The 21,042-nt window shown below is 73.3% G+C and carries 20 protein-coding genes; 10 read left to right on the forward strand and 10 right to left on the reverse strand.

The genetic code is table 11. The features are described 5' to 3' along the window. The first annotated feature begins 51 nt into the window (after positions 1-51). From AB0L37_RS20890 to AB0L37_RS20905, 4 genes are read left to right on the forward strand one after another with little or no spacing between them, the layout of a single operon-like run. The gene (locus AB0L37_RS20890; protein ID WP_365507261.1) at positions 52-1,089 is read left to right on the forward strand and encodes a hypothetical protein; all 1,038 of its coding nucleotides are present in this window, start codon (positions 52-54) and stop codon (positions 1,087-1,089) included. A 17-nt stretch (positions 1,090-1,106) separates the two neighbouring features. Then, a complete protein-coding gene (locus AB0L37_RS20895) occupies positions 1,107-1,736 on the forward strand; it encodes a hypothetical protein (RefSeq protein WP_365507264.1) in 630 nt (209 codons plus the stop codon). Continuing rightward, positions 1,733-3,055, forward strand: coding sequence for a nucleotidyl transferase AbiEii/AbiGii toxin family protein (locus AB0L37_RS20900; protein WP_365507267.1), 1,323 nt, complete (start codon positions 1,733-1,735; stop codon positions 3,053-3,055). Before AB0L37_RS20895 ends, AB0L37_RS20900 begins: the two co-directional genes overlap by 4 nt. 43 nt (positions 3,056-3,098) lie before the next feature. Further along, the gene (locus AB0L37_RS20905) at positions 3,099-4,607 is read left to right on the forward strand and encodes an acyl-CoA synthetase (RefSeq protein WP_365507270.1); all 1,509 of its coding nucleotides are present in this window, start codon (positions 3,099-3,101) and stop codon (positions 4,605-4,607) included. On the opposite strand, the gene AB0L37_RS20910 is transcribed toward AB0L37_RS20905, so the two are convergent. Next, complete coding sequence (locus AB0L37_RS20910; protein ID WP_365507273.1) at positions 4,593-6,977, reverse strand: excinuclease ABC subunit UvrA; 2,385 nt, start codon at positions 6,975-6,977, stop codon at positions 4,593-4,595. The genes AB0L37_RS20905 and AB0L37_RS20910 overlap by 15 nt on opposite strands. Positions 6,978-7,032: 55 nt before the next feature. After that, positions 7,033-8,040: an LLM class flavin-dependent oxidoreductase gene (locus tag AB0L37_RS20915; RefSeq protein ID WP_365507276.1), complete on the reverse strand. Its 1,008-nt coding sequence runs from the start codon at positions 8,038-8,040 to the stop codon at positions 7,033-7,035. Positions 8,041-8,111: 71 nt separating this feature from the next. Here AB0L37_RS20915 and AB0L37_RS20920 point away from each other — a divergent pair, with 71 nt between their 5' ends. Then, on the forward strand, positions 8,112-8,600 hold the full coding sequence (locus tag AB0L37_RS20920; protein WP_365507278.1) for a hypothetical protein: 489 nt from the start codon (positions 8,112-8,114) through the stop codon (positions 8,598-8,600). A 14-nt stretch (positions 8,601-8,614) separates the two neighbouring features. On the opposite strand, the gene AB0L37_RS20925 is transcribed toward AB0L37_RS20920, so the two are convergent. Next, entirely contained in the window at positions 8,615-8,830 is a 216-nt protein-coding gene (locus AB0L37_RS20925) for a dodecin (RefSeq protein WP_365507280.1), read from the reverse strand. A 190-nt stretch (positions 8,831-9,020) separates the two neighbouring features. Here AB0L37_RS20925 and AB0L37_RS20930 point away from each other — a divergent pair, with 190 nt between their 5' ends. Then, complete coding sequence (locus AB0L37_RS20930; protein WP_365507283.1) at positions 9,021-9,542, forward strand: hypothetical protein; 522 nt, start codon at positions 9,021-9,023, stop codon at positions 9,540-9,542. 163 nt (positions 9,543-9,705) lie between these two features. Further along, positions 9,706-10,998, forward strand: a complete 1,293-nt coding sequence (locus tag AB0L37_RS20935; RefSeq protein WP_365507285.1) for an extracellular solute-binding protein — start codon at positions 9,706-9,708, stop codon at positions 10,996-10,998. Positions 10,999-11,020: 22 nt separating this feature from the next. Here the strand turns inward: AB0L37_RS20935 and egtD are convergent, their stop codons facing one another. Genes egtD through egtA form a run of 4 tightly spaced genes read right to left on the reverse strand, consistent with a single transcriptional unit; the run spans position 11,021 to position 15,379 of the window. Next, positions 11,021-11,983 carry an L-histidine N(alpha)-methyltransferase gene (gene egtD, locus AB0L37_RS20940; protein ID WP_365507288.1) on the reverse strand — a complete coding sequence of 321 codons (963 nt, stop codon included), beginning with the start codon at positions 11,981-11,983 and terminating at the stop codon, positions 11,021-11,023. Next, positions 11,980-12,735 (reverse strand): ergothioneine biosynthesis protein EgtC, encoded by a 756-nt coding sequence (gene egtC / locus AB0L37_RS20945; protein WP_365507290.1) that lies wholly within the window; start codon positions 12,733-12,735, stop codon positions 11,980-11,982. The genes egtD and egtC overlap by 4 nt, the downstream gene beginning before the upstream one ends. Then, entirely contained in the window at positions 12,735-14,096 is a 1,362-nt protein-coding gene (gene egtB / locus AB0L37_RS20950) for an ergothioneine biosynthesis protein EgtB (protein WP_365507293.1), read from the reverse strand. Before egtB ends, egtC begins: the two co-directional genes overlap by 1 nt. Then, the gene (egtA, locus tag AB0L37_RS20955; protein ID WP_365507296.1) at positions 14,093-15,379 is read right to left on the reverse strand and encodes an ergothioneine biosynthesis glutamate--cysteine ligase EgtA; all 1,287 of its coding nucleotides are present in this window, start codon (positions 15,377-15,379) and stop codon (positions 14,093-14,095) included. Before egtA ends, egtB begins: the two co-directional genes overlap by 4 nt. 215 nt (positions 15,380-15,594) lie before the next feature. Between egtA and AB0L37_RS20960 the strand changes: the two genes are divergently transcribed. Continuing rightward, the gene (locus AB0L37_RS20960; RefSeq protein ID WP_365507298.1) at positions 15,595-16,428 is read left to right on the forward strand and encodes a TIGR02452 family protein; all 834 of its coding nucleotides are present in this window, start codon (positions 15,595-15,597) and stop codon (positions 16,426-16,428) included. Here the strand turns inward: AB0L37_RS20960 and AB0L37_RS20965 are convergent. Beyond that, positions 16,413-16,868, reverse strand: a complete 456-nt coding sequence (locus AB0L37_RS20965; RefSeq protein WP_365507301.1) for a type II toxin-antitoxin system PemK/MazF family toxin — start codon at positions 16,866-16,868, stop codon at positions 16,413-16,415. The two genes, AB0L37_RS20960 and AB0L37_RS20965, sit on opposite strands and share 16 nt — an antisense overlap. A gap of 104 nt (positions 16,869-16,972) precedes the next feature. Between AB0L37_RS20965 and AB0L37_RS20970 the strand changes: the two genes are divergently transcribed. After that, positions 16,973-17,980 (forward strand): glycosyl hydrolase family 18 protein, encoded by a 1,008-nt coding sequence (locus tag AB0L37_RS20970; protein WP_365507303.1) that lies wholly within the window; start codon positions 16,973-16,975, stop codon positions 17,978-17,980. Here the strand turns inward: AB0L37_RS20970 and AB0L37_RS20975 are convergent. Beyond that, entirely contained in the window at positions 17,977-19,398 is a 1,422-nt protein-coding gene (locus AB0L37_RS20975; RefSeq protein WP_365507306.1) for an amidase, read from the reverse strand. The genes AB0L37_RS20970 and AB0L37_RS20975 overlap by 4 nt on opposite strands. Before the next feature lie 108 nt (positions 19,399-19,506). On the opposite strand from AB0L37_RS20975, the gene AB0L37_RS20980 reads away from it, so the two are divergent. Then, positions 19,507-20,556, forward strand: a complete 1,050-nt coding sequence (locus AB0L37_RS20980; RefSeq protein ID WP_365507309.1) for a LacI family DNA-binding transcriptional regulator — start codon at positions 19,507-19,509, stop codon at positions 20,554-20,556. A gap of 41 nt (positions 20,557-20,597) precedes the next feature. On the opposite strand, the gene trxA is transcribed toward AB0L37_RS20980, so the two are convergent. After that, on the reverse strand, positions 20,598-21,002 hold the full coding sequence (gene trxA, locus AB0L37_RS20985; RefSeq protein WP_365507312.1) for a thioredoxin: 405 nt from the start codon (positions 21,000-21,002) through the stop codon (positions 20,598-20,600). Positions 21,003-21,042 lie beyond the last annotated feature (40 nt).

Genomic DNA, 21,042 nt, shown 5'->3' on the forward strand with positions numbered 1-21,042 from the left:
AACCCCCGGTCCCGTCATCGCGTTGTCAGTGGCGCTCTGTACGCTGCGCGCATGATCTTCAACCGCAGGGGGAGGGAGCGGTTCCTCGACGCCGTCACCGGCTTCGAGACCGCCGTGGAACAGCAGGACAGCGCGGGGGCCGAGCGCGGCTTCCAGGCGCTGCACCAGCACTATCAGGACGCGGGGGAGCGGGAGTTGGCGGCGGGGGCGGCGCGTCTGGCGCGGCTGCTGCCCACCGTGCCGCCGGGGCCGCGCGGCACGGTCGCGGTCGTCATCGGGGCCTGCGTCGAGCGCGGCGCGGATCCGCTCGTGTGCGCGCCGGCGATCCTCGACGGGCTCGCCGACGCGGTGCGGGCCGCGGGCGAGTTCTGCGAGCGCTGGGCCGCGACCGGGGGCGATGAACTGCCCGACCCCGAGGAGTCGGGGCCCGACGAGGCCGCGTTCGAGCGGGCCGGCTTCGAGCAGACGATGGCCTGGTGGACGCTGCCGCAGTGGGAGATGGCCTCCGTCGCGATGCTCAACCACGCTGGCGTGCGCACCGGCCTGGACGCCGGTCGGCGCGCCGAACTGCTCACCTCCATACGGGCCGTGGAGGAGGCGTCGGGCCACGACTTCAAGTGCCTGACATACGCCCTGCTGGTCCTGGACGACGAGCCGCTGATCGTCATCGACCGGCCGACCGGCACCGGATACGCCCTGCGGATGACCGGCCTCGGCGACACCTTCCAGCTCCACACGCTGCTCGCCGACCGGCTGACGGGCGGCGGCCACCTGCCCGGGTACGCGCCCGCGCCGCAGGAGGTCGCCGTGTGCCGGGACGCGCCGGGCCAGGTCCCCACCAAGGGCAGCTTCAATTTGGTGGCGCCGGACGGCGGTTGGATATGGAATGAGGGCACACCCAGCGACATCCCCGTCGTCGACGGCTCCCGCCTGCTCGTCCTCGACCCGCCGCCGTACGAGCGCGGCTGGCCGGCCGGACGGTTCTTCCCCGGCATGACGGGCGACCTGGTCCTGGAGCGGGTGCTCACAGCGGAGGAGACGGCACGGTGGTCCGCCCACGTCCGACCGGCACGGCAGCCCGGGAACTAGCGCGCTATGAGGGTGAGTTGGAGACCCACCTCACGGTCGGCGCCGAGGCGGGGGAGACGCTCTCCTCCTGGGCGGCGGCCCGCGGGCTCGGCTTCACCCACATCGTGCTCGCCCGGGGCCGCCACCCGTCCCAGCCGATGGTGACGCTGCGCGGGCGCGGGCGGGCCGACGCGTGGATCGCGGGCCGTGTCGCGCGCACCGCCGAGGACCTCGCCAGGGACGGATTCCCCGTCGTACGGGCGAAGACCGAGGCCGCGCCGTGGGCCAGGGGTGTTCCGACGACCGACGCCGAGGCCCGACAGGCGCCATCGCACCTGCACTTCGAGCACCACGTGAAGGTCCTCCTGGACCGGGAGTGCGCCCCGCGCGCGCTCGCCGCCCGCGTCGAGGAGCACACCGCGCACGTGTCGTGGAACGCCCGCCGGGTCCGCCCCGACGGCCGCCACGAGCGCTTCGTGACCCAGCGCTGCCACGCCGTCGGCCGCGCCACCGCAGGGCGCCGTCTCGACGCGCTCGTCGCGGCTCTGACCGCCGCACCGGGCGTCCGGATCCTGGAGACCGAGCGCGAGTACGTCCTGCACGACACCCGGCTCGGCCTCGACGCGGGCTGGATCACGAGCCCGACCACGCAGGGAGCACCGTCATGACACCGTCCGCACCGCCACCCGACGAGCGGGACTGGCGCCGTGCCCTGTCCCCGGGCGGCTCGATCCCGCACACCGCGCCGGCCCGAGGCGACGAGCGGCCGGGCCTCGGCCTGCCGCGCACCCTCGTGCCCGCGCCGCGGGGACTCGACCAGCCGGCCGTCTTCGACCCGGCGCTGCTCCAGTTCCCGTACGCGTACCGGGCGGGCGACCCCCGGTTCGCGGACGAGAGCGAGGCGCGGGCCTGGTTCCTCGCCCGCCGGACCGCACTCGACCTGGTGCTCGCCGCCGCGGCCGGCACCCCGCTCGGCGCGCGGCTCGTGCTGCGCGGCAGTGTGCTGATGTCGACCTGGTTCGGTGCCGAGGCGCGTGAGCCGGGCGACCTCGACTATGTGGCGCCCGACGACTGGGAGTTCGAGGGCGCCGAGGCGCGGGAGCTGTTCGCACAGCTCGCGACAGCCGCGCAGCGGACCGCGGCGGCCCGGCCCGGCGCAGGCGTCCGGATCGACGCCGAGGGCGCGGTCACCGAGGACATCTGGACCTACGACCGGGTACCGGGACGGCGCCTTCTGCTGCCCTGGACCGCGCCCGGCACGGCCGGCGGCACCGTACAGATCGACGTCGTCTTCCACGAGCTCCTCGCGACCCCGGCCGTCCGCACCCCGCTGCGCCCGCTCGGCGCCGGTCCTGGCACCGTCGTCGACGCGGTCACCCCCGAACTGTCGCTGGCCTGGAAGGTCATGTGGCTGATCAGCGACATCCACCCGCAGGGCAAGGACCTCTACGACGCGGTCCTCCTCGCTGAGCGCGGCACACCCTCCCTCGACGTCCTGCGGGCCGCGTTCGTGCTCGCGGGCGACGAGATGCTGCGGCCGGGCGGGCGCTGGTGGCTCTCGGAGATCGCCGAGTGCGCCGACATCGGATGGGAGCACTTCCGGGCCGAGTACCCGCAGGTGACGGGCGAGGCGGGTGAGTACGTCGACCGGCTGCGGACCGTGCTCGGACCGCTGGCCGACCAGGCCGAGGCCGCGCGTGAAGGCCGGTCCGACCCGTACGACCGGTGGGCGCGGTGGCTGGCGCCGCTCGTCGAGCACGTGCGCGAGACCGCTCCGGACGCGCCCGCGACGGCGGTCGCCCGCCGCTTGTCGGCCTCCGGCCGCTGGGGGTTCGTGGCGTCGGTCGTCGTCGTCCGCGAGGTCCTGGGACGCCGGACGACCACACTGGACGACGCGTGTGCCACTGTGCTGCGGGACGAGGAGAGGTGGGCGTACCTGCGCGGCCGCCCCGATCTGCGCTCCCTGTTCCTCGACGAACTGCGCTGACGACCCCTGACGCCCCGTCATATGGGCGGGGTACCGTCTGCCCATGTATCCGGGAGCGTACGACCCCGCCAGGCCGGCCGTCGTCACAGCCGACGGCAACACCACTCTCACGTACGGGCAGTTGGAGGAGAACTCGCTGCGGCTCGCCGACCATCTGCGGTCGGCGGGGCTGCGCCGAGGGGACCACGTCGCCCTGCTCGCCGACAACGATCCGCGGGTCCTTGAGGTCTCCTGGGCCGCCATGCGCTCGGGCCTCTACCTCACCGCCGTCAACCACCACCTGACGGCCGAGGAAGCCGCGTACATCGTGCGGGACTGCGGGGCCGGCACGCTCATCGTGTCGGGGGCCCTCGGCGAACTCGGCGCGCGCGTCGGCGCGTTGGTACCCGAGGTCACGCACCGGCTCGGGCTCGACGACGGGTCGTACGACGCGGCGCTGCGCGAGGCCTCGCCCGAGCCGCCGGACGCCCAGCCGCGCGGCGCCGACATGCTCTACTCGTCCGGCACGACGGGCCGGCCCAAGGGCATCGAACCCGCGCTGCCCGACGGCGACATCCGCACGGACCCGACCACGTACCAACTGCTCTTCCAGCCCATGTACGGCTTCGGCGAGGACACCGTCTATCTGTGTCCCGCGCCGCTCTACCACGCGGCTCCGCTGCGCTTCTGCCACACGATCACGGCGACCGGCGGCACGGTCGTCCTGATGAAGTCCTTCGACGCGCAAGAGGCGTTGGAGGCGATCGAGCGGCACAAGGTCACGCACAGCCAGTGGGTGCCGACCATGTTCGTGCGGATGCTCAAGCTGCCGCAGGAGGTGCGCGAGCGGTACGACACGTCGTCGATGAAGGTCGCCATCCACGCGGCGGCGCCGTGCCCGGTCGAGGTGAAGCGGCGGATGATGGAGTGGTGGGGGCCGGTCCTGTACGAGTACTACGCAGCGACGGAGGGGAACGGGATCACGTTCATCGGCCCCGAGGAGTGGCTGCGCAAACCGGGGTCCGTGGGCCGCGCCGGGCTCCTCGGCGAGCTGCGCGTCTGCGACGAGGCGGGCAAGGTGCTGCCGCCCGGGGAGACCGGCGTCATCTACTTCGAGCGCGAGGAACTGCCCTTCCGCTATCACCGCGACGACGGCCGCACCCGCGAGGCCCAGCACCCCGACCACCCGACCTGGACGACGACCGGCGACATCGGCCACGCCGACGAGGACGGCTATCTCTACCTCACCGACCGCAAGGCATTCATGATCATCTCGGGTGGGGTCAACATCTACCCGCAGGAGATCGAGGACTGCCTCGTGCTACACCCCGCCGTCGCCGACGTCGCGGTCATCGGCGTGCCCGACCCGGAGATGGGCGAGTCCGTCCGGGCCGTGGTGCAGGCCGCCGAGGGAGCGGAAGCCGGACCGGAGTTGGCGCGTGAGCTGATCGCGTACGTACGGGAGCGGATCGCGCACTACAAGGTGCCGCGCGACGTCGTGTTCGTGTCCGCGCTGCCGCGCACCCCGACCGGAAAGCTCGCCAAGGGCAGGCTTCGGTCAGCGGCCCAGTAGCCGGGCCAGATAGGGCGCGGTACGGCTCTCCGGGTCCGCCGCCACCAGCCGCGGCGGGCCCGCGACGACGACCCGGCCGCCCGCGTCCCCGCCGCCGGGACCCAGGTCGACGACCCAGTCGGCGCCCGCCACCACCGCCATGTCGAGCTCGACCACCACCACGGAGTGGCCCGCGTCGACCAGGCCGTGGAGCTGGCGAAGGAGCACCTCCACATCGGCGGGGTGCAGGCCGGTGGTCGGCTCGTCGAGGAGGTACAGCGTGTGCCCGCGCCGCACCCTCTGCAACTCGCCCGCCAGCTTGATGCGTTGGGCCTCACCGCCGGACAGCTCGGTGGCGGGCTGGCCCAGTCGCAGGTACCCGAGGCCCACGTCGAGCAGGGTGTGGAGGCTGCGCAGCACCGGCCGGGCCGCGTCGTCGCCCGCCGCGTCCGCCGCTGTGAAGAACTCCGCGGCCGCCTCCACCGTCAGATCGAGCACCTCCGCGATGTTCCGCCCCCGGTAGGCGACGTGGAGCGTCTCGGGGTTGTAGCGCGCACCCCCGCAGTCCGGGCACGGCGCGTACGTGCTCGGCAGGAAGAGCAGCTCGACGCTGACGAACCCCTCGCCCTGGCAGGTCTCGCACCGTCCGCCCGCGACGTTGAAGGAGAACCGCCCGACCCCGTACCCCCGCTCCTTCGCCTCGGCGGTGCCCGCGAAGAGTTTCCGTACGACATCGAACAGGCCCGTGTACGTGGCCAGGTTCGAGCGCGGCGTGCGGCCGATCGGCTTCTGGTCGACGACCACGAGCCGCCCGACCCCGTCGAGTTCCTCGGTGATCTCGCCGATCAGCGTCGACTTGCCGGACCCGGAGACGCCCGTGACGGCGGTGAACGCGCCGAGCGGGAACTCGGCCGTGACCTCGTGCAGGTTGTGCCGGGTCACCGGGCCGACCTTCAACCAGCCCTTGGGTTCGCGGACTTGGCGCATGTCGGCGGGGGAGCCGTCGAAGAGGAAGCGGGCGGTCGCCGAGTCCGGCACGTCCCGCAGCCCCGCCACCGGACCGCTGTGCAGGACACGGCCGCCGTGCTCCCCGGCCAGCGGCCCGACGTCGACCAGCCAGTCCGCGTGCCGCATCACGTCCAGGTGGTGCTCGACCACGAACACCGAGTTGCCCGCGGCCTTGAGACGGTCGAGGACGGTCAGGAGAGACTCGGTGTCGGCCGGGTGCAGCCCGGCCGACGGCTCGTCGAGGACGTACACCACACCGAAGAGCCCCGACCTCAACTGGGTGGCCAGACGCAGGCGTTGGAGCTCGCCCGCGGAGAGCGTCGGTGTCGGCCGGTCCAGGGCGAGATAGCCGAGGCCGAGCTCGGTGACCGTGGCGATCCGGGCCCGCAGGTCGTCGGTGAGGACCCGTGCGGTCTCCGAGGCGTCGCCCGGAACGGTGAGGATCCCGGCCAGCTCGGACAGCGGCAGTCGCGCCAGCTCGGCGATGGTGCGCCCGGCGAACGTCACGGAGAGGGACTCCGCCCGCAGCCGTGCGCCGCCGCACACCGGACACGGCGTGCTGTGCAGGAACTTCTCCGCCTTCGCCCGCAGGGAACGGCTCTTGGAGTCCGCGAACGTCTTGAGCACATACCGGTTCGCGCTCATGTACGTGCCCTGGTAGGGGCGTTGGATGCGGTCGGCGTCCCGGACCGGGTGCACCGTCACCACCGGCTGCTCGTCCGTGAAGAGAATCCAGTCCCGGTCCGCCTGCTTCAACTCCCGCCAGGGGCGGTCCACTTCGTAGCCGAGCGTGTCGAGGATGTCGCGCAGGTTCTTGCCCTGCCAGGCACCCGGCCACGCCGCGATGGCGCCCTCACGGATCGACAGCCCGGGGTCGGGGACCAGGAGCTCCTCCGTGGTCCGGTGCACCAGGCCGAGGCCGTGGCACTCCGGACACGCCCCGGCCGCCGTGTTCGGCGAGAACGCGTCGGAGTCGAGGCGCTCCGCGCCCTCCGGATAGCGGCCCGCTCGCGAGAACAGCATGCGCAGCGAGTTCGACAGCGTGGTCACCGTACCGACCGAGGACCGGGACGTCGGCGCCGAACGGCTCTGCTGCAAGGACACCGCCGGCGGGAGCCCGGTGATCTCGCCGACCTTCGGGGCGCCCACCTGGTGGATCAGCCGGCGCGCGTACGGGGCGACCGACTCGAAGTAGCGGCGCTGCGCCTCCGCGTAGATCGTCCCGAACGCGAGCGACGACTTCCCCGACCCGGACACGCCCGTGAAGACCGCCAGCACATCGCGCGGGATGTCGACGTCGACGCCCTGGAGGTTGTGCTCGCGGGCGCCGCGCACCCGGACGAGACCGTCGTGGCGGGGATCGGACGAGTCGGGGTGGGGCATGGGGCGCGGCTCCGCTGGTCGTGCTGGTGTCGGGGTCCTGGCAAACCCCACGATTCTAGGACCCCGTCAGTCGCGCGACCCGGGCGAGCCTGCGGTACGACTCCAGGAGGCCCTCGCGGTCGTACGTACTGGTCGTGACCAGCACCTCCTGCGCCCCGCTCTCCTTGATCAGGGTGTCCAGCTCGTCCGCGACCTGGGACTCCGTGCCCACGATGTGGCCGCGCAGCCCCGCCTCGTACAGCTCGCGTTCCTTCGTGGTCATCTCGCGCGCGGCGACGCGTTCGGCGGGCGGCAGCGGCGGGAACGTGCCGTGCGTACGCGAGTACGCCATCGACCACGCCTCGGGGATCAGAAGGCGGCGCGCCTCGTGCTCGCTGCCCGCGACGGCGACCGTCCCGGAGATGACGACGTACGGCTCCTCCGCCCAGGCGGACGGGCGGAACTCGGCGCGGTAGCGCTCGATGCCGCGCAGCATCTTCTCCCGGCCCCGGAAGTCACCGATGACCATCGGCAGACCCGCGCGGGCGGCGATGACGGCACCCTCACCCATCGCGAGCACGAACGGCGGCACGCGCAGCCCCTCCGAGGGCCGGGCGTGCACGCGCGTCGACGACGTGCCGGTGAAGAACGCGAGCAGCTCGTCGAGCTGGCCCGCGAAGTCCTCCGCCTCGTCCTTGCCGCGCCCCAGCGCCCTGCGCACCCCGTCGGTGAACCCCACCGAGCGCCCCAGGCCCATGTCGATCCGGCCCGGGAAGAGCGACTCCAGGACGCCGAACTGCTCGGCCACGACGAGCGGTTGGTGGTTGGGCAGCATCACGCCGCCGGTGCCGACGCGCAGCGTACGGGTCGCCGCGGCGACCGCCGCCGCGAGCACCGTCGGCGCGGAACCGGCGACCCCCGGCACCCCGTGGTGCTCCGAGACCCACAGCCGCTCGTACCCGAGGTGCTCCAGGTCGCGGGCGAGGGCGACGGTGTCGCGCAGCGCCTCGGCGTCGCTGTGGCCCTCGCGGGTGCGGGAGCGGTCGAGTACGGAGAAGCGGGTCGTTTCGATCACGGAGGTCACGCCTTGTACAACGTCGGGGCCGTGGGAGGATTCCCGCGGAGCGGCAGGCCGCGGTTCCTTAGGCTGGTCCCATGGTTCACGACAGACGCCCCCTCGCCGTGTTCGACCTCGACGGCACGCTCGCGGACACCGCGCACCGCCAGACGTATCTGGAGCGCAGGCCCCGCGACTGGGACGGGTTCTTCGCGGCGGCGCCGCAGGACCCGCCGCTCGCCGAGGGCATCGCGCTCGCGCTGAGCAGCGCCGAGGAGTGCGAGATCGTCTACCTCACCGGGCGGCCCGAGCGCTGCCGGGCCGACACCGTGGCGTGGCTGGCCGCGCAGGGGCTCCCGGACGGGCCGCTGCACATGCGCCGCAACGACGACCGCAGGCCCGCGCGCCGCACCAAGCTGGACGTCCTCAAGCGCCTTGCCCGCGGCCGCGACGTGCGGGTCCTCGTCGACGACGACGAGCTGGTGTGCGACGAGGCGGAGCGCGCCGGGTTCACCGTCGTACGGGCCCGCTGGGCGAGCACGTCGACGGCGCTCAAGGACGCGCAGGAGCGCGCGGGACGGACCTGAGCCGAGGCCGCTCCTCAGCCCTCGTCCTCCAGGCGGAAGCCGACCTTCAGGCCCACCTGGTAGTGCTCGACCTGCCCGTCGACGATCTGCCCGCGGACCTGCGTGACCTCGAACCAGTCGAGCTGGCGCAAGGTCTGCGAGGCGCGCGCGATGCCGTTGCGGATCGCCTGGTCGACGCCCTCGTGCGAAGTGCCGACGATCTCGGTGACGCGATACGTGTGATTCGACATGCCTCCACGGTGCCCCAGGGCGGCGCGGAGCGCGAGGGGACAGCGGGCGGGAGGCGCGGCGCCCGCCATCCGTGTGACGCGCCCGGCCGCCGCGTGTAGCCGGCACGGACCGCCGGTCAGGGATGGCCTCGGCCGACAACCGTCCGGCGCGCGGCCCGGCCGTGCGCCCGCCCGTGGAAAGAGGTTCGTCTTGACGACCCGCCGACTCACCCGTGCCGCCGTCGCGACCGCCCTGACCCTCCTGGCCTTCGGCACCCCCGCCGTCGCCCAGGCCGCCGTGACCGCGGCGCCCGAGCCCTGCCACCGCTACCAGGCGACGGTCAACCGCCACCAGAACACCATCGACGAGCTGGACGCCCGGCTCGCCCCGGTGGAAGCGAGGATCGAAGCGGTCGAGCACGACTACCAGGTCGCCGAGGCCGAGTTGGAGTACGCCCACACGCGGTACAGCGAAGCCCGCGACTGGGTGCGGGAGTTGGAGTCCGAGGAGGGCTTCGACCCGGCCGACCCCGACTACCTGAAGGCCGTCGCGGACCGTGACCACGCGGCGAAGCGGCTCGAAGAGGCCAACGCGGCCGACCGCGCGGCGTACGAGGCGATGACGTCGGTCGAGCGTGACCCGCAGCTCCTCGCCGACCGGGCCCGCGCCCAGAAGCTGCTGCGCACCGCCGAGAAGCGGCTCGCGACCTGCCTGGCCAAGGCCGCCGCCTGACCGAGCCGCCCCGGACACGGGACGGTCGGACTCCGGTTGAAGTGCCGCGAATTCCGGATAGCCCTTGACCGTCCCGTTGGTCCATACCAAAATCCCAGCACACCCGTACGAGCCATGCGCTCGCCCCCACGTCGGGCCGCCCCTCCCTGTCCGCAGGCAGAAAGTGACCCCCGTGAGATCGCGCCGTGCCGTGCTGCCCCTTGTCTCCCTCGCCGTCGTGACCGGCACCCTGCTCACGGCCTGCGGGGCGCTGCCAGGCTCCGAACCGGCACGGCGGACCGTCACCGTGTGGCTGATGAGCAACAGCGCGTCCGACGCCTTCCTCGGCCGGTTCACCAAGGAGTTCGAGGCTCAGCACGCCGACGTCGACCTGGACATCCGCATCCAGGAGTGGACCGGGATCGGCGAGAAGGTCACCAAGGCGCTCGCGGGCGACGGCGGCAAGGACGGCGCCCCCGACGTCATAGAGGTCGGCAACACCCAGGTCCCGCAGTACATGGAGGACGCCCGGCTCGTCGACCTGTCCCTGGAGGCCGCGCGCGACCTCGGGATGGAGCACTGGCTGCCCGGCCTCGCCGAGCCCGGCATGGACGGCTCCCGGCAGTTCGGCATCCCCTGGTACGCGGCGAACCGCGTCGTCATCTACAACAAGGACCTCTTCGAGCGGGCCGGCATCAAGAAGCCGCCCACGACCCGTGAGGAGTGGCTCGAACTGACGCGCCGTCTGGACACCGGTACGGAGCAGGGCATCTACCTCGCGGGCCAGGACTGGTACACGCTCTCCGGCTTCATCTGGGACGAGGGCGGCGAGCTGGCCCACGAATCGTCCGGCACCTTCACCGGCGCCCTCGACACGCCCGCCGCACTGCGCGGCATGGAGTTCTACGCGCGCTTGCAGGCGCTCGGCGACGGCCCGAAGGACGCCGATGAGGAACACCCGTCCCAGGCCGACCAGTTCGCGAAGGGCCGCATCGGGCAGATCATCTCGGTGCCCGGCGCGGCTCAGCGCATCATCGAGAAGAACCCGGACCTGAAGGGCAAGCTGGGGTTCTTCCCGATCCCCGGCAAGACGGCCGCGCGCCCGGGTTCCGTCTTCACCGGCGGCTCGGACCTGGTCATCCCGGCGAACACCGACGACGAGGCCGGAGCGGTCGCCGTCGTCAAGGCGCTGGCCGGCAAGAAGTGGAACACGGACCTGGCCAGGACCATGAACTACGTGCCGAACAAGACGACCCTCGCCGACGCCGTGGCCGGGGAACCCGGCGTCGCCGCCATGGCCGTGGGCGCCGCGTACGGCAAGGCGACCCCCGCGTCGCCCCTGTGGCCCACGGTGGAGGCCGCCGACAACCCGATCAAGGCGTACATGAGCCGGGTCCTGCTGGGAGCCGACCCCGCCACGGAGGCGAAGAAGGCGTCCCGGATCGTCACCGAGCGGCTGGACGAGAGCGGCGAGTGACCCGCCGCTCCCGCCCGGCGCGTCACGTCGCGGTGGAGAGCGAAAGGGCGAACCTCCCGGCCTCGTCCGTCCACCAGTGGGCCAGGTCGAGCCCGGCCAGGGCGAGTTCGTCGCGCACGCCGCCCCGGCGGAACTTCGCCGACACCTCCGTACGCAGCTCCTCGCCCGCGGCGAAGTCGACCGCCAGGTCGAGAGCCGGGATCTTCACGGTCTGCGCGACGGTCGAGCGCAGCCGCATCTCGATCCACTCCCGCGTCGCGTCCCACCGCGCCACGTGCTCGAACGCGGCGAGGTCGAAGTCGGCGCCGAGCTCGCGGTTGACCACGGACAGCACGTTCTTGTCGAACGCCGCCGTGACGCCCGCCGCGTCGTCGTAGGCCGCGACCAGGGTCGCCTCGTCCTTCACCAGGTCCGTGCCGAGCAGGAAGAAGTCGCCGGGCGAGAGCAGACCCCGTACGGACGTCAGGAACGCGGCGCGCTCGGCGGGCAGCAGGTTGCCGATCGTGCCGCCGAGGAACGCCACCAGGCGCGGTCCCGGCGTCGCGGGCAGCGCGAGGGCGGCCGTGAAGTCGGCGACGAGGGCGTGGATGTCGAGATCCGGATGCTCGGCGAGCAGGGTCCGCGCCGCACCGCGCAGCGCGCTCTCGCTCACGTCCACGGGTACGTACGTCGTCAACCCGCCGAAGGCGTCCAGGAGATGGCGGGTCTTGTCGGACGAGCCCGAGCCCAGCTCGACCAGGGTCCTCGCGCCGGTCGCGGCCGCGATCTCCGCGGCCCGCGCGAGAAGGATCTCGCGCTCGGCCCGGGTGGGGTAGTACTCGGGCAGGGTGGTGATCTCGTCGAACAGTTCGCTGCCGCGCGCGTCGTAGAACCACTTCGGCGGCAGCGTCTTGGGCGTACGGGTCAGGCCGTGCAGGACGTCGGCGCGCAGCGCGGCGTCCGTCGCGTCCTCGGGCAACGTGCGGGTCAGTGCGAAGGGGCTCACGCGGACGGCTCCTTGAGCGGGGTCAGCAGGACGTCGGTACGGCTCGCCGCGAGCAGCGTGCGGTCGGGCACCTCGGCCCAGTGCGGATCGTCGTCGTACGGTTCGGAGGCGACGACGGTGCGGCGGCCGGGCTCGGCGAGATACCACAAGGTGTCGCCCCACGCGGTCGCGGCGATCGTCTCGCCGTTGGTCAGCAGGAAGTTGAGGCGCGCGCCCGGCGCCGCCTCGGCGACCTCCAGGACGGTGTCGGCCAGCGCCTGCCCCTCCTCGTCGCCCGCGCGCAGCCGGTGCAGCACCAGCGCCCACAGAAACGCGGCGTCGCAGCGGGCCTCCAGCGAGAGCAGGTCGGTGGCCGGGAGCGTGCTCGTCAGGGACGCCAGGGAGCGCGGCCAGCCGGGCACCGCGCCGTTGTGGCTGAACAGCCAGGGTCCGGACGCGTACGGGGCCGCTGCCGCCTCCCCGTCGGCCCCGGCGAGCGTCGCGTCGCGTACGGCGGCCAGGACCGCGCCCGAGCTGACCACCCGGGCGAGATCCCGGTAGGCCTGGTCGCCCCAGATGGGGGTCGAGCGCCGGTAGCGGGCCGGCACCGGATCGCCGTCCGCGTACCAACCCACCCCGAAACCATCGGCGTTGACCGTGCCGTGCCGCTGCCTGCGCGGCTCCCACGACTGCCGGAACAGGCTGTGCGGCGGCGCGTCGACGACCTCGCCGAGCGGGATCTCGGGCCCCAGGTAGGCCAGATGACGGCACATCAGGAGGCCTCCTGGGGATGGGCGTCGCGCGCGGTGCGGAACCCGGAGAAGATCTGCCGCCGGATCGGATAGTCCCAGTTGCGGAACGTGCCCCGGCACGCCACCTGGTCCACCGCGAACGAACCGCCCCGCAGCACCTTGTGGTCGGGGCCGAAGAACACCTCCGAGTACTCGCGGTACGGATAGGCGACGAAGCCCGGGTAGGGCAGGAAGTCGCTCGCCGTCCACTCCCACACGTCGCCGATCAACTGCCGCACGCCGAGGGGGGATTCGCCGAGCGGATAGCTGCCCGCCGGTGCCGGGCGCAGATGGCGCTGGCCAAGGTTGGCCCGGTTGGGGGTGGGGTCGGTGTCGCCCCACGGGTAGCGCATGGAGCGGCCCGTCGCCGGGTCGAAGCGGGCCGCCTTCTCCCACTCCTCCTCCGTCGGCAGCCTGCGCCCCGCCCAGCGGGCGTAGGCGTCGGCCTCGTACCAGCTCACGTGCAGGACGGGCTCGTCGGGCGGCACGACCTCGGTCACGCCGAACCTGCGGCGCAGCCACTGGCCCGCCTCGCGCCGCCAGAACAGCGGCGCCTGAAGGTCGTGGTCGCGGACCATCGCCCAGCCCTCGGGCGCCCACCAGCGCTCCTCGCGGTAGCCGCCGTCGGCGATGAACTCCAGGTACGCGGCGTTCGTCACCGGCGTCGTGTCGATGTGGAACGGCGGGACGAGGCGCGCGTGCGCGGGCCGTTCGTTGTCGAGCGCCCACGGCTCGGCGGTCGTCCCCATCGTGAACGGGCCGCCGGGGACGAGGACTTCGGCCGGACCGCGGAACGGCGCGTCGAGCGGTGCGGGGTCGGGAGCGGTGAGCGCCGCCCCGCCCTTCCTGAGCTGATGGGTGATCAGCATCGTCTCGTCGTGCTGCTGTTCGTGCTGGGCGATCATGCCGAACGCGAACCCCGAACGGGTCAGCCGGTCGGCCCCGTCCGCCTCGAACGACGCCCCGTCCAGGATGTCGAGGGCCCGGCCGCGCACCTCCGCCGCGTAACCGCGCGCCTCCTGCGGGGCGAGCAGCGGCAGCGACGGACGCTCGGAGCGCGGGTGCTCGAAGGCGTCGTACAGCGGGTCGATCTCGGGCCGCATCGCCTCCCGGCCCGCGACCGCCCGCAGCAGCCACTGCTCCTCCTGGTTGCCGATGTGCGCCAGGTCCCACACCAGCGGCGACATCAACGGCGAGTGCTGCGCGGTGAGTTCGGGCTCCTCCACGCAACTCGTGAGCAGGGTCGTGCGGCGCCGCGCGGCCTCCAGGGCGTCCGCCGCGCGCCGCCGCAGCGCCTCCGGCTCCACGGTGACGTGCTCCGTCTGGTTCTCCTCGGTGGTCATGAGCGGACGGTCCTCCCTTGAGAGGTCGGGTGCGGCAGGTCGAGCACGTCGTCGGCGGGACAGCGGCCCCGTACGACATAGCGGTGCGTGAAGTCCGCGACCGCCCGCCGTACGTCCTCGTCCACGCCGAGCCGGGGCAGCGCGTCGAGCGCCGCCGTGAAACAGGCCGTGGCCGCCTCCCGCAGCTCCGGGTCGGCGAGCCCGAGACGGGCCGCGTCCCGCCACAGCGGGTTGTGCGGCGCGGGCAGCGGCCCCGCCCGCTCGGCGAGCGGCTTGACGACGCGGTACGCGGTCTCGGCCGCCTCCGGATCGTCGAACAGCGCGGTGGTCACGGCGAGCGGCACCAGCCACCCGTCGTCGCCCGGCTGTGCGTCGATCATGCGGAGTTCGAGATGGCCGCGCGGCCGCACCGGCGGGAACAGTGTCGTGAGGTGGTAGTCGAGATCGGACCGGGTCGGCGGGCGCGGCCCGGCGCCGCGGATCCACTCCCGGAAGGACAGCCCTTCGGGCACCTGCCACGGCCCCTCGTCGCTGCGCACGCACATCACCGGCGCGTCGAGCACGTGCCGGGCCCAGGCGGAACGGGGCTCCGCGCCGAGCGGCGGCGCGCCCGACCGCCCCGAGTCGATCCGCTCCCACAGCAGCTGCCGCGTGGAGCGCCAGCCCGTCGAACGGCCCGACAGCATCGGGGAGTTGGCGAACGCGGCGACCAGGACCGCGCCGAGCAGATGGGCGAGCAGCCAGCGCCGCCCGTGCCCGAGCGGTCCCGGCTCCTCGTAGCCCGCGTCCAGGCAGACCTGGACCGAGGCGGAGGAGCACATCATGGAGCGGCCGGCCGGTCCTGCCCGGTCGAGGGACGCTTCGAGAGCGTCGTAGCGGGGTTGTCTGAGTACACGCCTCGGCGGGCGCCACGGGTCGGTGCCGTGGCCCGAGACGACGAGACCGTGCTCGCGGAGCGCGGTACGGACGGCGGTCAGATCGGCCCGCATGGCCGAGACGCATTCCGTCAGCGTGGCGGCCGGGAGCGAGCTCAGCTCCAGCTGTCCGCCGGGTTCCACGGTGAGCGCCGAGCGCAGGGGCAGGGCGCGGAGTGCGACGTAGGCCGCGTCGAGCCGCTCGGGAGCTAACGGGAGCCGGGGGCGGTGCGGCTCGTGGACGATCCACTCCAGTTCGACCCCGACGGTGCGGGGCGGTCCGGTCTTGAAGCAGATGCCCCGGACAAGGGCCTCCACTTCCGGCTCGGTGACCAGGTCACCGAGGTTCGTACAGTCTCCCTCGCGCATGCGGAGACCTCCTGATCCTTGTGCCTTCCATGGTCCCCGGTGGGGGCCACGGCGTCGATTCGGCCGGGGACCGGTGCGGTTCCCGGCCCCGTTCGGGCAATGCCGCGTACCACCCAAGACGGTCACGGCCGATCGCACAAGAGGGCGAAAATTCAGTTGCCCGAGCGGTCACCCGGTGCACACGATGGGTTCATGAGCACGACGGGGGAGCGGGCGTGAGCGCCCGGCTGCGCGAGATCGCGCAGAGCACGGAGAAGATCGTCGAAGCGGGCACGTACGAGACGGGGGACGGCCGCACGGTGTGGCTGGCCGACGCGTTGGCGCGGGCCCGGGCGGGCACGCGGATGTACGGCCCGGACGCGGTGGAGATACCGGCCGCGCCGTCCGCCGCGGCGGCATCCGTCGAGGTCACGGGGGAGAGCAGCCTCGATGCCGCGCGCCGCCTGACGGGGGAGCGGCCCGACCCGGTCGCGGTCCTGAACTTCGCCTCGGCGCGCAACCCGGGAGGCGGCTACCTGAACGGGGCGCAGGCCCAGGAGGAGGCCGTCTGCCGCTCCTCCGCCCTGTACACCTGCCTCATCGAGGTCCCGGAGTTCTACGCCCACCACCGCGCCGACCGGGACGTCTTCTACACCGACCGCGTCATCCACGCGCCGGGCGTGCCCGTGTTCCGCGACGATCGCGGCCGGCTCCTCGACACCCCGTACGAGGTCGGCTTCCTGACCTCACCCGCGCCGAACGCCGGGGTGATCGCGCAGCGCACGCCGGAGCGCGTCCCCGAGATACCGGCGGCCCTCGCGTCCCGCGCCGAGCGTGTGCTGGAAGTCGCGGCCGCGCACGGCTACCGGCGCCTCGTGCTCGGGGCCTGGGGCTGCGGCGTGTTCCGCAACGACCCGGCGCAGGTCGCCGAGGCCTTCCGGACGCTGCTCGACGGCCGGTTCACCGGCTACTTCGAGCAGGTCGTCTTCGCCGTGCTCGACCGCACGAAGGGCGCGACGACCCGCGAAGCCTTCGTGCGGGTCCTCGGGTCCGGTCAGCTCCAGCCGTAGCGCTCCCGCAGGCGCAGCACCACGGTGTTGAACCGCCCGCGGTCCAGGGCGCACGCCTCGCGCCGCATCCCGCGCTCGTGCACCCGAAGCACCCGGTCCAGGTCCACCCACGAGTCGCGGCCACTGCTGTCCCAGGGGCCCGAGCCGAGCGCCACCCACTCGCGGTCGCCGTCGTGCCGCTTGCTGGACAGCTGCACGGCGAGCAGCGTGCCCGCCGCCTCGCGGGCGACGACAAGCACCGGCCGGTCCTTGCCGCGCCCGTCGTTCTCCTCGAACGGCACCCACGTCCAGACGATCTCGCCCGGATCGGGGTCGCCGTCGTGCGCCGGCGCGTACTCCGTGCGCACCCGCCCCACCTGATGCGGGTCGGCCTCGACCGTGGCCGTGTCGCCGGTCCGGCCCGGGTGGTCGTACGCGTGGTCATCCGTAAAGGCAGTCACGCGGGTCACGTTAGAGGCTGGACGGCCCAATCCGCGCGGCGGGGCGGCCGGATGCGTCACAGGCTCGGCGCATGGCCCGACGAATACACGCAATCACCCTGTCCGTGCTGGCTGTTCTGCTCGCCTTCACCACCGCGGCCCCCGCCCGTTCCGCTCCGCCGCCCCCGCGCACGGTCTCCGCCTGGCTGCCGTACTGGGACCAGGAGGCCGCCTACCGCAACGCGCTCGCCCACGCCGCGCAGATCCGCACCATCAGCCCCTTCTGGTACGAGACGAAGTCCGCGACCCGGGTCGACGGGCACCCCGGCGCCGGCGAGCGCCGCATCATCGACGGGCTGCACGCCAAGGGAATCCAGGTCGTCCCGACCGTCATGGAACAGCTGAAGCCCGGCGCCCTCGCCGCGATCATGACCAGCCCCGCCCGCAGGGCCGAACACATCGACGCACTGCTCGCCGTCGTCCGCAGCCGCGCCTACGACGGCATCGACCTCGACTACGAGACCATCGCGCCGACCCCCGACGCCACCTACAAGGCGGTACGCGCCGGATACGCCGCGTTCGTCACCGGCCTCTGCGCCCGCCTGCACGCCATGGACAAGCAGTGCTTCGCCACCGTCACCCCCAAGACGCCTGCAACGGGCCGCGTGTGGGACTACGAGAAGCTGGGCGCCGCAGCGGACCGGCTGCGCATCATGGCCTACAACCTGCACCACGCCGAGGGCGAGCCGGGCCCCCTGTCCACCCCGCAGTGGTACGACACCATCCTGGCCACCGCCACCGCCGAAGTGCCGCCCGCGAAGCTGGAGATGGGGATCCCCGCGTACGGCTGGGACTGGACCGTCGGCAGCAAGTCCCGTGCCCAGCACGTCACATGGAAGGACGCCGAAGCGCTCCGCCGCAAGGTGAAGGCGCCCTACGCCCTCGACGAGGCCTCGCGCACCCCGCACTTCACGTATCAGGACGGCACACGGCGCCACACCGTCTGGTACCAGGATGCCCGCGGCACCGCGGCCCATCTGTCCGCCCTGCGCAAGTACGGCGTGCCGCACACCGTCCTGTGGGCGCTGAACTTCGAGGACCCGGAGCTCTGGAAGACACTCGCCGACGGCTAGGAAGCCGGCGGCCACCGCTCGAACCACCGCTGGTCCGACTCCAGTTGAGCCGCGAGCGAGATGAGCAGCGGTTCGCTGTGGGCGGGGCCGAGCAGTTGCGCGCCGACCGGCAGGCCGTCGCCGACCAGGCCGGCCGGCACGTTCACCCCCGGCCAGCCGAGCACGTTCCACGGCCAGGCGTACGGGCACGCGGCGATCATCGCCCGGTCCGTGCGCCAGCCGCTGAGCCGCGCCAGATCGCCGACACGCGGCGGGGGAGCGGCCGTCGTCGGCGCGAGCACCACGTCGTACCGGTCGAAGAGCGCCCCGACCCTGCGGTGCAGCACCGCCTCCGCGCGCCTGGCGGCCCGCAGCGGAGCCCCGCCGAGAAGCCGTCCCATCCGGGCGGCCTCCCGGGTGCGCGGGTCGAGCCGCGCCGGATCGGGCACCCGGTCCACCCACTCGGCGATCCCGGCCGTCGCACGCGGCACGAACGCGAGGCCGATCTGCCCGTAGCGCGGATCGGCTTCCGCCACGTCGTGCCCGAGCGCCGCGAGCCGCTCAGCGAGCGCCACGACACGCGAGCGCACCGCCGGTTCGAGCCGCTTGGGGGTCGCGGTGAACGGCATCCGCAGTGACAGCGCGATCCGCAGCCGCCCCGGCTCCTGCTGCGCCGCCCGCGCCGCGTGCACCGGGGCGGGCCGGTGGGGATCGCCGTCGTGGTTGCCGCTCGCCGCGTCGAGGAGCAGCGCGGCGTCGGCGACGGTGCGGGCCAGCGTCCCGTTCACCGTGATGCCGTGGAACGCCTCGGCCCACGGCCACGTCGAGATCCGGCCCCGCTGCGGCTTGATGCCCACCAGATGCGTCCACGCCGCAGGGATACGGACGCTGCCCGCCCCGTCGGAGCCGAGCGCAGCCGGGACCAGGCCCGCGGCGACGGCCGCCGCCGAACCCCCGGACGAGCCGCCCGGGGTGTGCGCGGGCGCCCACGGATTACGGGTGTCACCGAAGGCGGGCCCTTCGGTGAACGGCCACTGCCCCAGCTCACAGGTGTTCGTCTTGCCGACGACGATCGCGCCGGCCGCCCGCAGCCGCCGCACCGCCTCCGCGTCCCGCTCCCGCGCGGGGAACTCCCCGGCGCAGCCGAACGCCGTCGGCTCCCCGGCCACGTCCATGTCGTCCTTCACCGCCACCGGCACCCCGAGCAACGGCCGCCGCTCGCCCGATGCCAGCGCCCGGTCCGCCGCGTCGGCCTCGGCGAGCGCCGCCTCGGCCCGCACCTGCCGGAACGCGTTCAGCACCGGCTGCGTCCGCTCGATCCCCGCCAGCGCCCGCTCGACCAGCGCGCGCGACGACACCGACCCGTCGGCCAGCTCCCGCGCGGTGTCACCGAGCCCGAGCGGCCGCTCCCGCTCCCCGGTGGCCTCCGGCATCCTCATGGACATCCCCCAATTCCCGTCAGGTCAACGCACGTTAGCCCCGGGGCGGCGCAGAGAGCACGCCCGGGGACCTTCTGTCGTACCCCGTCTGGAAAGATGCCGTACGTCATGGTGCAGATACCGAAGCAGCAGCCCGCCCAGCAGCCGTCCGTCAAACCGTCGTCCGTCAAGCAGCCCGCCCGGGGCTCCGTGCCGACCAGCGCGGACGTCGCACGCCTGGCCGGCGTCTCGCGTGCCACGGTCAGCTATGTCCTGAACAACACCAGCGCCGTGCGCATCAGCGAGCCCACCCGCCGCCGCGTCCACGACGCCGCCAAGGAACTCGGCTACGTCCCGCACGCCGCCGCCCGCAGCCTGCGCGCCGGACACACCCGCATCGTCCTGATGCCCACCCCCGAGGTGCCGGTCGGCCCCCTGTACAGCGGGTTCCTCAACGAACTCCAGTGGGCGCTGAGCCGCCTCGACTACACCGTCGTGCAGTACGGCAGTGTCGGCGTCGGCGGTGACGACGCGGCCCGCGCCTGGGCCGAGCTGCGCCCCGTCGCCGTGCTCGCCCCGGTCGGCATGGGCCCCGACGGCATCGCCGTCCTGAAGCGGTCCGGAGCCAAGGCCGTCATCACACTGGGCCCCGCCCCCGTCGAGGACGCGCACGCGCTGCTCATGGACCACCGCGAGGTCGGCCGCGTCGCGGGCGAGCACCTGCTGGCCCGCGGCCACCGCACGGTCGGCGTCGTCATGCCGCGCGAGGCGGGCCTCGACCTGTTCGCCGAACCGCGCCTTGCGGGCGTACGCGCGGCAGGCGCCGACACGGTGCCGCTGCCGCTCGCGTACAAGGAGGAGGACGCGGCCCAGGTCGCCGCGCGGATCCGCGCGGCGGGCATCAAGGCCGTCTTCGCGTACAACGACGAGTACGCGATGCTCCTGATGCGCGCGCTCCAGGACGCGGGCTGCGCGGTACCCGGCGACGTCGCGGTGATCGGCGCCGACGACCTGATGCTGGGCCGGCTGCTGCGGCCGCGCCTGAGCACCGTCCGCATCGAACTGCCCTCGGGCCGGGAGCTGGCCGAACTCGTCGACCGGCTGGTCCGTGACCCGGCGGCCGCGCCGGAGGTGCGCGACGTGATGGGCGCGACGCTCGTGGAGCGCGAGTCGACCTGAGCCGGTCGCCGCGGCGACCGGCTCACGCCGACAGTCGAGGGTCAGCCCTGCTCGGGCCCGCCTTCCTGGCCCTGGGCCTGCTCCTGCTGCTGCGCGATCGACTTGCGCACCTCGTCCATGTCGAGCTTGCGCGCCTGCCCGATCACGTCGTCCAGGGCCTCCTGCGGCAGCGCGCCCGGCTGCGCGAACACGGCGACCTGGTCGCGGACGATCATCAGCGTCGGGATCGACTGGATGCCGAACGCGGCGGCCAACTCGGGCTGCGCCTCCGTGTCGACCTTGCCGAAGACCAGGTCCGGGTTGGCGTCGGCGGCCTTCTCGTAGACCGGGGCGAACTGCCGGCACGGCCCGCACCAGGACGCCCAGAAGTCGATCAGCACGAACTCGTTCTCCGTGACGAGCTGATCGAAGTTCTCCTTGGTCAGCTCCACAGTGGTGCTGCTCATGGTGTGTTCCCTCTTCCTGCTTCCGGGGTTCGGGGCGAAG

Origin of the sequence: Streptomyces sp. NPDC052225, from assembly GCF_040679615.1 — a bacterium.
Classification (GTDB): Bacteria; Actinomycetota; Actinomycetes; order Streptomycetales; family Streptomycetaceae; genus Streptomyces.

Bases quoted from the DNA above. Each gene is read 5' to 3' on its own strand.
- AB0L37_RS20920 (WP_365507278.1), top strand. From the start codon at position 8,112: ATGGTTCACGACAGACGCCCCCTCGCCGTGTTCGACCTCGACGGCACG.
- egtA (WP_365507296.1), bottom strand. From the start codon at position 15,379: ATGCGCGAGGGAGACTGTACGAACCTCGGTGACCTGGTCACCGAGCCG.
- AB0L37_RS20905 (WP_365507270.1), top strand. From the start codon at position 3,099: ATGTATCCGGGAGCGTACGACCCCGCCAGGCCGGCCGTCGTCACAGCC.
- AB0L37_RS20980 (WP_365507309.1), top strand. From the start codon at position 19,507: ATGGTGCAGATACCGAAGCAGCAGCCCGCCCAGCAGCCGTCCGTCAAA.
- trxA (WP_365507312.1), bottom strand. From the start codon at position 21,002: ATGAGCAGCACCACTGTGGAGCTGACCAAGGAGAACTTCGATCAGCTC.
- egtC (WP_365507290.1), bottom strand. From the start codon at position 12,735: ATGTGCCGTCATCTGGCCTACCTGGGGCCCGAGATCCCGCTCGGCGAG.
- AB0L37_RS20910 (WP_365507273.1), bottom strand. From the start codon at position 6,977: ATGCCCCACCCCGACTCGTCCGATCCCCGCCACGACGGTCTCGTCCGG.
- AB0L37_RS20925 (WP_365507280.1), bottom strand. From the start codon at position 8,830: ATGTCGAATCACACGTATCGCGTCACCGAGATCGTCGGCACTTCGCAC.
- egtB (WP_365507293.1), bottom strand. From the start codon at position 14,096: ATGACCACCGAGGAGAACCAGACGGAGCACGTCACCGTGGAGCCGGAG.
- AB0L37_RS20890 (WP_365507261.1), top strand. From the start codon at position 52: ATGATCTTCAACCGCAGGGGGAGGGAGCGGTTCCTCGACGCCGTCACC.
- AB0L37_RS20975 (WP_365507306.1), bottom strand. From the start codon at position 19,398: ATGAGGATGCCGGAGGCCACCGGGGAGCGGGAGCGGCCGCTCGGGCTC.
- AB0L37_RS20900 (WP_365507267.1), top strand. From the start codon at position 1,733: ATGACACCGTCCGCACCGCCACCCGACGAGCGGGACTGGCGCCGTGCC.